This is a genomic window from Variovorax sp. FW305-3-2-15-B-LB1, from assembly GCF_058787635.1.
Genome location: NZ_JBYSZY010000013.1, coordinates 104897 through 116898, shown reverse-complemented (window position 1 = coordinate 116898; position 12002 = coordinate 104897). Strand labels below are relative to the sequence as shown.

The 12002-nt window shown below is 68.5% G+C and carries 10 protein-coding genes; 8 read left to right on the top strand and 2 right to left on the bottom strand.

The window, feature by feature from the left end; all coding sequences use genetic code 11:
• The first annotated feature begins 12 nt into the window (after positions 1-12).
• The 7 genes from AC3WQR_RS11105 (at position 13) to AC3WQR_RS11075 (ending at position 10407) form a co-directional block, all read left to right on the top strand.
• The gene (locus AC3WQR_RS11105) at positions 13-5280 is read left to right on the top strand and encodes a DNA repair ATPase (RefSeq protein ID WP_492742058.1); all 5268 of its coding nucleotides are present in this window, start codon (positions 13-15) and stop codon (positions 5278-5280) included.
• Complete coding sequence (locus AC3WQR_RS11100; protein ID WP_070059346.1) at positions 5280-5978, top strand: phospholipase D-like domain-containing protein; 699 nt, start codon at positions 5280-5282, stop codon at positions 5976-5978. Before AC3WQR_RS11105 ends, AC3WQR_RS11100 begins: the two co-directional genes overlap by 1 nt.
• Positions 5978-6751: a hypothetical protein gene (locus AC3WQR_RS11095; RefSeq protein ID WP_492742057.1), complete on the top strand. Its 774-nt coding sequence runs from the start codon at positions 5978-5980 to the stop codon at positions 6749-6751. Before AC3WQR_RS11100 ends, AC3WQR_RS11095 begins: the two co-directional genes overlap by 1 nt.
• Before the next feature lie 110 nt (positions 6752-6861).
• Positions 6862-8034 carry a CaiB/BaiF CoA transferase family protein gene (locus tag AC3WQR_RS11090; RefSeq protein WP_369632378.1) on the top strand — a complete coding sequence of 391 codons (1173 nt, stop codon included), beginning with the start codon at positions 6862-6864 and terminating at the stop codon, positions 8032-8034.
• Complete coding sequence (locus AC3WQR_RS11085) at positions 8031-9014, top strand: hydroxymethylglutaryl-CoA lyase (RefSeq protein ID WP_492742056.1); 984 nt, start codon at positions 8031-8033, stop codon at positions 9012-9014. The genes AC3WQR_RS11090 and AC3WQR_RS11085 overlap by 4 nt, the downstream gene beginning before the upstream one ends.
• Complete coding sequence (locus AC3WQR_RS11080) at positions 9011-9391, top strand: VOC family protein (protein WP_492742055.1); 381 nt, start codon at positions 9011-9013, stop codon at positions 9389-9391. Before AC3WQR_RS11085 ends, AC3WQR_RS11080 begins: the two co-directional genes overlap by 4 nt.
• A 50-nt stretch (positions 9392-9441) precedes the next feature.
• Positions 9442-10407, top strand: a complete 966-nt coding sequence (locus AC3WQR_RS11075; RefSeq protein ID WP_492742054.1) for a Bug family tripartite tricarboxylate transporter substrate binding protein — start codon at positions 9442-9444, stop codon at positions 10405-10407.
• Between the two features lie 16 nt (positions 10408-10423).
• Here AC3WQR_RS11075 and AC3WQR_RS11070 read toward each other — a convergent pair whose 3' ends face one another.
• Entirely contained in the window at positions 10424-10570 is a 147-nt protein-coding gene (locus AC3WQR_RS11070) for a hypothetical protein (RefSeq protein ID WP_167395007.1), read from the bottom strand.
• Positions 10571-10774: 204 nt separating this feature from the next.
• Here AC3WQR_RS11070 and AC3WQR_RS11065 point away from each other — a divergent pair, with 204 nt between their 5' ends.
• Positions 10775-11236 (top strand): GNAT family N-acetyltransferase, encoded by a 462-nt coding sequence (locus tag AC3WQR_RS11065; protein ID WP_492742053.1) that lies wholly within the window; start codon positions 10775-10777, stop codon positions 11234-11236.
• A gap of 138 nt (positions 11237-11374) precedes the next feature.
• Here the strand turns inward: AC3WQR_RS11065 and AC3WQR_RS11060 are convergent, their stop codons facing one another.
• Positions 11375-11941 (bottom strand): LuxR C-terminal-related transcriptional regulator, encoded by a 567-nt coding sequence (locus AC3WQR_RS11060; protein WP_062476432.1) that lies wholly within the window; start codon positions 11939-11941, stop codon positions 11375-11377.
• Between the last annotated feature and the right edge of the window lie 61 nt (positions 11942-12002).

Genomic DNA, 12002 nt, shown 5'->3' with positions numbered 1-12002 from the left:
CCGCGCCGATCCATGCAACCCACTGACGACACCGCAGCGCCGCCCAGCGCCCAGGCCCCCATCGACCCCACCGAAGCACTGGTCTCCGGCAGCGGCAGCTACGACCTGCTGAAGAAGCGGCTCGAAACCCAGGGCGAGGGCCTGCTGAAGAAGACGCAGGCGCTCAACGAGCAGCGGTTGGCCGAGTTCGGCCGCTCCGACCAGGCGCTGATTCTGCGCACCCGCGCGCGCACCGAGAACAACGCCGTGGCGCGCGACATCGTGCGCATCGGCGACCTGCTGCTGTTCGGCTACAACGTCTTCATCGGCCTGCGCAAGGAAACGGCCGTGGGCGACGTGTTCGGCCTGTACCGGCTCGCATCGCCGGGCGAAGCCGCCACCGAGAACGACGAGCTGCAGCCCGTGCCGCTGGCCGGCACCTTCCTGGAAGACGCGCGCTTCGCCTCCGACTTCCGCGAGCTCTACGCCTACTACAAGCAGGCCACGCTGCTGCAGCTGCGCGTCACGCAGGACAAGCTGCTCGCCTCGTTCCAGATCGGCCAGCAGCTGCACGACGTGCGCGTGTTCCGCTGGGCCATCGAGCGCAACGGCAACATCAACTACATCGACAACCGCGGCGAGCGCGACATCGCCTTGCCCGCCAGCCACGATTTCGAGTGGACCGTGGCCACGCGCGAAGACCACGTGGGCGGCAAGCATCCGCACGTGAACGTGCTCGACACCGTGTTCGTCGAGACACTGGGCGGCGACCTCACGGTCAAGATCGAGAACAACACCGAGACCGGGCTGGGCATCTACAGCGAGCCGGTGGAGGACAAGAGCCAGTCGCTCACCGACGCGGAGATCGCCTGGGCCAAGCTGGGCATGCTGATCCTGCTGCGCGTGAAGCCCTACCGCGAGCAGGTCACGCGCTACCTGGTGTTCAACATCCGCACGCAGCAGGTCGAGCGCATTGACGCCATCGGCGGTTCCTGCGTGCAGCTGCCCGAAGACCACGGCATCATTTTCCCGGGCGGCTACTACCTGCAGTCGGGGGAGTACAAGCGATTCGACCTGCCGGCCGAGGTGGTGGAGAACCTGCGCTTCAAGCGCATGCTGCGCTCGCCCAACGGCGAAGACGTGGCCTATGTGTTCTACGACCCGAAGCCCGGGCGCTATGCGCTGTTCAACTACAACCTGATCGACAAGAAGCTCGCCACGCCGATCATCGCCAACGGCTACGCGCGCTTTGCCGACGGCCGCATGCTGGTGTTCAACGGCGACGACGTCGAGCCCACGCGCGTGCACCCGATGCAGCTGTGGCAGACGCCCTTCGCCAGCGAAGAGCACGTGAGCGCGCAGCCGCCCGCCACCGGCTTCTTCGGCAAGATCGGCAACGCCGAACTGGTGCGCGGGGTGAGCGACCTCATGGGCATCGCCCGCGCGGTGCGCGAGCAGGCGCCCACGCGCGCCGCCTATGAAGACCTGATCCGCCAGTGCACCCGCGTGAGCGACGCCTACTTCTGGCTCGACGCGCCCGAGGCCACCGGCCTCATGGGCGAGCTGCGCAGCATCGCCGAGGTGGCGCGCAGCACGCTGGCCGAGTTCGAAAAGGTCGACACCATCCGCCGCGAAACCGCGCGTGCGTTGGCCCGCGCGGAAGACGAGCAGCATGCGCTGCTGGTCGACATTGCCAGCACCCTCTGGCGCGCGCCCGACGATTTCGTGAAGGCGCTGGGCCGGCTGCGCGAGCGGCGCGGCGCGCTGCAGATGCTCAAGGAGCTGCGCTATGCCGACCTGCCGCGCATCGCCGCGATGGACGCCGCGCTCGAAGTCGAGCAGCAGCGCATCGGCGAGCGCGCGATGCAGTTCCTGGCGGCCGACACGGCCTTCCACGGCCAGCGCCAGGCGCTGGACAAGCTCGCGCTCGAACTGCCCAACCTCGCCACCTCGCCCGCGCTTGGACAGATGCTCGCCACGCTCGACGAGCAGGCCGCCGGGCTCGACCTGCTGACCGAGCAGCTGGGCAGCCTGCCGGGCGGAGATGCGGTGATCCGCACGTCGATCCTCGACCGCATCTCGCTGATCTACGCCGACATCAACCGCATGCGCGCCGATGCGCGCGCGCGGCGCAAGTCGCTGGGCGCGACCGAGGCGCGTGCCGAATTCGGCGCGCAGTTCAAGCTCTTCAGCCAGGCGGTCGAGAACGCGCTGGAATTCGCCGACACGCCCGAGAAATGCGACGACGCGCTCACGCGCCTCTTGGCCCAGCTCGAAGAGATCGAAGGCCGCTTCGCCGAGCAGGAAGATTTCCTGGCCGACATCGCCGAGAAGCGCGAGACCGTGTACGAAGCGCTGTCCGCGCGCCGCCAGAGCCTGGTCGACGCCCGCCAGCGCCGTGCGCAGGGCGTGGTCGACGCGGCAGGGCGCATCCTCGACGGCATTCCGCGCCGCATCGCGCAGTTCGGCGACCTGACGCAGGTGCACAGCTACTTCGCGGCCGACCCGATGATCGGCAAGCTGCACACGCTGATCGCCGACCTGCGCACGCTGGGCGCCGCGGTGCCGGCCGACGAACTCGACACGCGCCTGAAGACCGCGCGCGACCAGGCGCTGCGCTCCATCCGCGACAAGCGCGAGCTGGTGAGCGAGGGCGGCGACACGCTGCGCCTGGGCCGCCACGCCTTCACCGTGCACCGCCAGCCGGTCGACCTGACGCTCGTGGCCCGCGACGAAGGCATGGCCTACCAGGTCACGGGCACCGACTACCAGAGCCCGGTCGACGAACCCCGGCTGCTGCCGCTGCAGCGCTACTGGAACCAGTCGCTGGTGTCCGAGACGCCCGAGCTGTCGCGCGCCGAATACCTCGCCGGCCGGCTGCTGGAGGCGCTGCTCGACGGCAAGGCCGAGCGCACGTGGGCCGAGGTGCTCACGCTGCTGGCCGAAGACCCGCTGCATCCGCAGCTGCTCGACATGGTTCGCCGCTTCGCTGCGGCGCGCTACCAGGAGGGCTACCAGAAGGGCATTCACGACGACGACGCGATGCGCCTGCTGGGCGCGCTCGTCGGCATGCAGGACCAGGCGGGCCTGCTCGCCTGGGGCCCGACCGAACGCGCGCTGGCCTTGCTCTACTGGCAGCACGGCCACCTGATCGCGCACCGCGAATCGATGTTGCGCCGCGCGCGTGCCGCGATGCAGATGCTGGCGCTGTTCGGCCGGCGAGACGCGCTGGAGCAGCTCGAAGCCGATATCGCGCGTGCCTTGAATCATTTCGCCCGCGACGTGGTGCCCGACCTGCTGCCTGTGGCCGACGCCGCAAACGACGAAACACGCGACGCGCATGACGGCCGCGTGACCACCCTGTGCGACCAGGCCGCCGCATACCTCGTGCGCGAACTCGCCGGTCCGCATGGCGGCGAGACCTGGGCCGTGTCGGGCGCGGGCGAGGACCTCGCGGCGGCGTTGCTGCGCGAGCTGGAGCGCGGCGGCCGGCGCGATGCGTGGCAGCACGACCTCGACGCCGCACCGCCGGCCGAGCGCTGGCGCCTGGCGCGCGACTGGGTGGGCGCCTACGCGACGCACCAGGCGCCGCAATCGGTCGACTGGACCGACGACGCGGCCAGCGTGCTGGCGATGCCGTTGCAGCGCACCCGCGTCAACGCGGCGCTCGACCGCACCGTCGAAGGCCTGCGCGGCGAGCACCCGCGCGTGGTCGAGGGGCGCCTGACGCTGAACCTCAACGACTTCTGGCGCCGCTTCCTGTTCCACACGATGCACGCCGTGCCGGGCTACGAGGCGCTGCACAGCCTGCGCCACGAGTTGCTCGAGCGCGAGAAGGCGCGGCTCAAGCTGAGCCAGTTCCAGGCCAAGCCGCTGTCGACCTTCGTGCGCAACCAGCTGATCGACGAGCTGTACCTGCCCATCATCGGCGATAACCTCGCCAAGCAGATCGGCTCGGCGGGCGAGGGCAGCCGCACCGACCGCATGGGCCTGTTGCTGCTGATCTCGCCGCCCGGCTACGGCAAGACCACGCTCATGGAGTACGTGGCCGACCGCCTCGGCCTCATCTTCGTGCGCATCAATTGCCCGGCGCTGGGCCACGGCGTGACGGCCATCGACCCGGCGAACGCGCCCAACAGCGCGGCGCGGCAGGAGCTGGAAAAGCTCAACCTGGGCCTGGCCATGGGCAGCAACGTGATGCTGTACCTGGACGACATCCAGCACACCAGCCCCGAGTTCTTGCAGAAGTTCATCGCGCTGGCCGACGGCACGCGCCGCATCGAGGGCGTGTGGAACGGCGAGCCGCGCAGCTACGACATGCGCGGCAAGCGCTTCGCGATCGTGATGGCGGGTAACCCCTACACCGAGTCGGGCGACGTGTTCAAGATCCCGGACATGCTGGCCAACCGCGCCGACATCTACAACCTGGGTGACGTGCTCTCGGGCCGCGAGGCGGCGTTCGCACTCTCGTACATCGAGAACAGCCTGACTTCCAACCCCACGCTGATGCCGCTGGCCTCGCGGGACCCGAAGGACGTGCAGCTGCTGGTGAAGATGGCGCAGGGCCACGACGTGCCGAGCAGCGCGCTGTCGCACGCGTACAGCTCGGTGGAGCTGGAAGAGATCAAGGCGCTGCTGCAGCGGTTGTTCCGGGCGCGCGACCTGTTGCTGAAGGTCAACCTGGCCTACATCGCCTCGGCTGCGCAGCAGGAGAACTACCGCACCGCGCCGCCGTTCAAGTTGCAGGGCAGCTACCGCAACATGACCAAGCTCGCGGGCAAGATCACGCCGCTGATGCGCGACGACGAACTCGACGCATTGCTGCGCGACCACTACCGCGGCGAAGCCCAGACGCTGACCACCGGCGCGGAAGAAAACCTGCTGCGCCTGGCGCAACTGCTCGGCAGCCCCACGGCCGAGGAGAGCGCACGCTGGACCGCCATCTGCGACGAGTTCGTGCGTCAGCGCAAGCTCGGCGGCGCGGACGTGGACGGCAGCCAGCGCATCGCGAGCAGCATGCTCGACGTGGCGCGCGCGGTCGATGCACTCAAGCCCGAGCCCAAGCCTGTCGCCGAGGGGCCGAACGAGAGCCAGCGCCTGGCCGATGCCATGCTGCAGATCGCCGTGACCTACCGCGAGCTGATCCTGCCGCTGGTGACCGCCACCGAGCGCCGGCTCGAACTCGACCGCTCGATCAAGCAGGACATGGAGCGCCTCGCGGCCGAGGTGCAGGCCACGCGGGCCGCGCCCAAGCGCGTGCCACCGCCACCATCTCCGCCCAAAGCCGACAAGGATCACTGATGTCCGCATTGCCCGAACTGCTGGCCCAACTCGACGCCACCCTGGCCGACACGCGCCTGAGCGACGACGAGCGCCGCGTGCTGGTCCACACTCTGCGCGAGGCCTCGCCCCCCGAAGACGGCCTGCGCCAGCTGCGCAACCGCGCCTTCGACCTCGTGCGTTCGCGCACCGCCGACCCCGAGCAGCTGTCGCTGCTCAAGTGGCTCGAAGGCGTGGTGCGCGCGATCGACACCGGCCGTTCACCCGACAGCGTCACGGTGCGATCGCAGGCCTACTTCAGCCCCGGCACGGCCTGCCTGCAGGCGATCAATCAGCAACTGCGAACGGCGAAGCGCGCGGTCGACCTGTGCGTGTTCACGCTCTCGGACGACCGCATCACCGCCGAGGTGCTGGCGGCGCACCGGCGCGGCGTGACGGTGCGCTTCATCACCGACAACGACAAGGAATACGACCGCGGCAGCGACGTCGGCCAGCTGCGCGCGGCCGGCATTCCGGTGGCGGTGGACCGCACGGAGGCCCACATGCACCACAAGTTCGCGATCTTCGACGGCGCGCGGCTGCTCAACGGCAGCTACAACTGGACCCGCAGCGCCTGCGAGTACAACGAGGAGAACCTGGTGCTGAGCAACGACCCGCCGCTGGTGCGCCGCTTCGCGGACGAATTCGACACCTTGTGGAAAGAACTGCAGGCCCCCTGATGCCAAGACGAATCGACTACGACTGGGAACTGCCCGCTGCCATGCAGCAGCGGCTGGGAGGCAGCACCTACGGCGCGCAGCGCATCATCCATGAGCAGGAGCACCTGATGGTGATCCTGCACGAGCCGCCCTCGGGCACCGGCGCCGAGCGCAAGCCCGTGGTGTTCCTGCGCAAGCCCGACGGCACGTGGCTGCACAAGGGCAACAACCCCGGCGCGCGCGCGCTCGCCAAGCTGCTCGAAAGCTACCGCGCGGCGTTCAGCACCTTCGAGATCCGCCACCAGGCCGCCGAGACCTCGGAAGACCTGTTCCAGATCCTCGGCCCGCTGATCCCGCTCACCCGCGCCGCGCGGAACATGCAGGACACCCTGCAGGCCGCGCGCGATGCGGTGAAGGGCGACCTGATGCTCATCGACCAGCGCGACCTCGCGGTGGAAATCGCACGCGGCTTCGAGCTGCTGCTGGCCGACACGCGCATGTCGCTCGACTACCGGCTCGCACGCGCCGCCGAGGCGCAGGCGCACTCGGCCCTCGAGATGAGCCGTGCGCAGCACAAGCTCAACACCATCGCCGCGCTGACCTTTCCGCTCATGGCCATCGGCGCGGCCTTCGGCATGAACCTGCACAGCGGTGTGGAGAACCTGCCTTCGTGGGTGTACTGGCTCATCTTCGCGGCCGGCATCTGCCTGGGCGTGATGCTGCGCGGCTGGGTCAAGACACCAGCCGAGCCACCGGTGGTTGCCAGGCCTGCGTCCACGCTGAAGAAAAAGTAGGGCGCACCGCAGGGTCTTCGCGTTTCGCGAAGGCCTGCTGCCATCCGAGCAATTCCGTTCATCGCCATCTGTTCCTAGAGTCGGGGCAACCCACCTGGAGACAGAGAAAGATGAACGCACTCGAAGGCCTGAAGGTGCTGGAGCTTGGCCAGCTCATCGCCGGCCCGTTCGCCGGCAAGACGCTCGCCGAGTTCGGCGCCGACGTGATCAAGGTCGAGCCCGCCGGCGTCGGCGATCCGCTGCGCAAGTGGCGGCTGCTGCGCGATGGCACCTCGGTGTGGTGGGAGGTGCAGTCGCGCAACAAGCGCTCGGTGTGCCTAGACTTGCGCAGCGCCGAAGGGCAGGAGGCCGTGCGCGCCCTGGCGCTCGAAGCCGACGTGCTGATCGAGAACTTCAAGCCCGGCACGCTCGAAGGCTGGGGCCTGGGTTGGGAGCAGCTGCATGCGCTGAACCCGCGGCTCATCATGCTGCGCATCTCGGGCTACGGGCAGACCGGCCCCTACCGCGACAAGCCGGGCTTCGGCGTGCTCGGCGAATCGATGGGCGGGCTGCGCTACCTCAGCGGCGAGCCGGGCCGGGTGCCGGTGCGCGTGGGCGTCTCGCTGGGCGACACGCTGGCGGCGCTGCATGGCGTGATCGGCGTGCTCACGGCGCTGCACCACCGCACGGCCCACGGCGGCGAGGGCCAGTTCATCGACGTGGCGCTGTACGAATCGGTCTTCAACGTGATGGAAAGCCTGCTGCCCGAGTACGACGCCTTCGGTGCCGTGCGCGAGCGGGCCGGCAGCGCATTGCCCGGCATTGCGCCGACCAACGCCTACCGCTGCAGCGACGGCCACTACGTGCTGGTGGCGGGCAACGGTGACAGCATCTTCCGTCGCCTGATGCGCGCCATCGACCGCGCGGACCTGGAGAACGACCCCGGCCTCGTGCACAACGACGGCCGCGTGCTGCGCGTGGAAGAGATCGACGCCGCCATCGAAGCGTGGACCCTGCAGCGCAGCCGCGACGAGGTGCTGGCCGTGCTCGACGCGGCGGGCGTGCCGGTCGGGCGCATCTACACGGTGGCCGACATCGCGACCGATCCGCAGTACCTGGCGCGCGAGATGATCGTGCAGGCGCGCGGCTCCGACGGCGCACTGCTCAAGGTGCCGGGCGTGGTGCCCAAGCTCAGCGCCACGCCGGGGCGCATCGCGCATGCGGCGCCGCGTCTGGGCGAACACACGGCGGACCTGCAGGGCGCGGGCTGGCCGGTGCGTGGCGTGGAAAGCGAGGCCGTATGAAAACCGGCAACGGCACGCGGCTGTTCATCAACGAGGTGGCCACGCGCGACGGCTTCCAGATGGAAAGCCGCTTCATTCCCACCGACGACAAGGTCGCGCTGATCGACCGGCTCGGCACGCTCGGCTACGCCAAGATCGAGGTCACCTCGTTCACTTCGGCCCAGGCCATTCCCGCGCTGCGCGACGGCGAAGAAGTGATGCAGCGCATCGCGCGTCGGCCCGGCGTGGTCTACACCGCGCTCGTGCCCAACGTGCGCGGCGCCGAGCGCGCGCTCGAAAGCCGCATCGACGAGTTCAACATCGTCATGTCGGCCAGCGAGACGCACAACCTCAGCAACCTGCGGATGACGCGCGAGCAGTCGTTCGCGCAACTGGCCGAGGTGATCGCACTGGCGAAGCAGGCGAGGGTGCCGGTGAACGTGTCGCTCTCGTGCGTGTTCGGCTGCCCGATGGAAGGCGAGGTGCCGCTGGCCACGGTGCTCGGCTGGACCGACCGCTTTGCAGCGCTGGGCGTGCAGGGCCTCACGCTGTGCGACACCACCGGCATGGCCTATCCCACGCAGGTGCAAACCGTGTGCGAGGCCGTGCGTGCGCGGCACCCGGCATTGGAATGGACGGCGCACTTCCACAACACGCGCGGCATGGGCCTGGCGAACACCATCGCCGCGGTCGAGGCGGGCATCCGCCGGCTCGACATGTCGCTCGGCGGCATCGGCGGCTGTCCCTATGCGCCGGGCGCGACGGGCAACGTCGCGACCGAGGACGTGGTCCACATGCTGCAGTGCATGGGCTACGACACCGGCATGGACCTCGAAGGCCTGATCGGCGCTGCGGCTGAACTCGAATCGCTAGTGCAGCACGAATTGTCGAGTCAGGTCTCGCGCGCCGGCCACCGGCTGACGCGGCATGCGCCGCCGGCCGATTTCAACGCCATCGTCGAACGCGCAAAGGCGCGCCCCATCAAGAAGGAGAACGCATGATCGACCACCTGGATCACCTGGTGCTCACGACCGCCAACGAAGAAGCCTGCGTGCGCTTCTACGTCGAGGCGCTGGGCATGACGCTGGAAACCTTCGGCGCCGGCCGCAAGGCCTTTCGTTTCGGCCACCAGAAGATCAACCTGCATGTGAAGGGCCACGAGTTCGAGCCCAAGGCCGAACTGCCCACGCCCGGTTCGCTCGACCTGTGCTTCATCGCCAGCGTGCCGCTCGAAGAAGTCGTCGCGCGGCTGCAAGCGCAGGGCGTGCCGATCCTCGAGGGCCCTGTGATGCGCACGGGCGCCACGTCGCGCATCCGCTCGGTCTATGTGCGCGACCCTGACCTGAATCTCATCGAGATTTCGGAGCTGGCGCCCTGACGCGCGCAGCCTGAAGACAGCCCCCCAAAAAAACCACCGGAGACAAACCCATGAAACCCGCTCACCGCCTGCTGGCGGTCGGCCTCGCGCTGGCCGCTGCCGCCTCGCACGCCGACACCTGGCCTTCGAAACCCCTGACCTTCGTGGTGCCGACGGCGCCCGCGGGCTCCACCGACATCATGGCGCGGCTGGTCGCCGACCCGCTGCAGCGCGCGCTGGGCCAGCCGGTCGTGGTCGACAACAAGCCGGGCGCCAGCGGCAACATCGGCACCGAGTTCGTGGCCCGCGCCGCGCCCGACGGCTACACGCTGCTGCTGCAGTACTCGGGCTACCACGTCGGCAACCCGTCGCTGTACCCGAACCTGCGCTGGAGCCCGAGCAAGGACTTCGTGCCGGTGGCGATGGTGATGCGCGCGCCGCACGTGGTCGCGGTGAGCGGCAAGCTGCCGGTGACCTCGATGAAGGAGCTCATCGAGTACGGCAGGAAGAAGGAGGGCGGTTTGTTCTACGCCTCGTCGGGCAACGGCTCGATCCAGCACATCGCCGGCGAGCTGCTGTCGCGCCAGACGAAGCAGCCGGCCACGCACGTGCCCTACAAGGGCTCGGGGCCGGCCATCAACGACCTGGTGGCGGGCAATGTCGACATCTTCATCACCACGCCGCCCTCGGTCATCGGCCACTTCGCGGGCGGCCGCATCAAGCCGCTGGCGTACACCGGCAGCAAGCGGCACGCGTCGATGCCGAACGTGCCGACCTCGGCCGAGGCCGGGTTGCCGGGCTACGAGGTCGAGTCGTGGTTCGCGGTGTTTGCTCCGGCGAAGACGCCGCCCGAGGTGGTGAACAAGCTCAGCGCCGAGATCAGGAAGATCGTCGAGAGCGAGGCCTTCCGCAAGAAGGTGGACGAGCAGGGCGCCTTCGCGACCTACATGGACCCCGCGACGCTGGGCAAGTTTGTCGACCAGGAACTCGCGGCCTGGTCGAAGGTGATCAAGGGCGCCGACATCAAGCCGGAGTGAACGCCCCCGGCCAGGCTCAGGGCTTGACGCCCAGCACCGACAGGATCACCGCCGCGAGACCGAGCGCCACGGGCACCTGGTGCCCGGCCAGCGCGCGGGCCTGGGCCACGGACAGCCTGGTTTGCTGAAGGAGGTTCTTTTCCGAATGAAGGGGTGTGGACATGGTGTCTGCTCCTGTGTGGGGCGAACGGTGTGTTCGCGTGGGTTCCACGATAGGCCTCTCAACCGGCGATGGCGCATGGGTTTTGTCGACACGGCGTTTCCGTTTTCGCAACGATCCGGGGCCTCTGGCAGGGAACTTCTGCCCAGAACTCAGAATGGGGTCATGCAACGGAAAGAACGAAACACACACATGAAGGGTTTGACGATGCGCAGGGCCACCCCGACGGATGCTGTGCCCTGGCCGCTCCTGTTCGACGCGGACGGCCCGCGCCCCGAGATCGAAAAGTACCTGCTGCGCGGCGAGCAATGGCTGGCCGAACAGGCGGGCGAGGTCGTCGGCCAGATGGTGCTCATGGCCACGCGCGTCGACACCTGGGAAATCATGAACATCGCCGTGGCCGAAGCCCACAAGGGCCAGGGCATCGGCACCGCGATGCTGAAGAAGGCGAAAGCTCTTGCCAGGCAGCGCGGCGCGCACCGGCTCGAAGTCGGCACGGGCAACAGCAGCCTGCGCGAGCTGGCCTTCTACCAACGCTTCGGCTTTCGGATCGTCGGGGTCGACGTCGACTACTTCGTGCGCCGTTGGGGCAAGGCGACGAAGCAGAACGGCATCCCGCTGCGGGATCTGGTCCGCATGGAGATGGTGCTCTCGCGCGACGCAAGCTGATCGCCTCGCACGACGACAGCGCCGAGCGGGCGCAGGACACTGGGTGCTTCCCGCAGCGAAATCAAGGAGGAGGGCGAAGCCCGGGGGACATTCGCGGAGGGAAGTACCCGGTGGCCTGTGCACGCGCCCTGAAAGGAATCACCCCGCAATCAACTTCTGCACCAGCTCCGCAGTCGTCGCAGCCGCGTACTTGCGCATCAACCGCGCCCGATGCAGCTCCACCGTGCGATGGCTGATGCCCAGCGCCTTCCCGATCTCCTTCGAGGTCAGCCCGCGCATGACTTGCGCCGCCACCTCCCGCTCCCGCGGCGTGAGCTCCGCCTTCACCGCGCGGCGCGAACCCAGGTCCTCGAAGGTCCAGATGCCGGCCTCGTGCGGCGCCGCGCGGTTCATCGCGTGCCCGGTGACGTGGCACCAGAAGGTCTCACCCGCCAGAGCCCCGTGCAGCCCGCCCAGCCGCTTCATCATGCGGTTGTCGGCATAGTGGCCGCTGGCGTTCAAAAAGGGCTCCATGCGCTTGCCGATGCGCTCGAACTCAGCCACGCTGGGGTACAGGATGCTGAACGAATGCCCGACCAAGGCAGAGGGCTCCGCGCCGAAAATTTCGCACACACGCTGGTTGCAGGCGACGATGGTGCGGTTGCTCGAGACCACCATGCCGACGGGTGCATGTTCAAAAGCCAGCCGGTAATCGATCTCGGGCATCGGGGGTCACCATTACGAAATACTACGTATACGAGTAGGTAGTATCGTTGAAGCCTTTCCC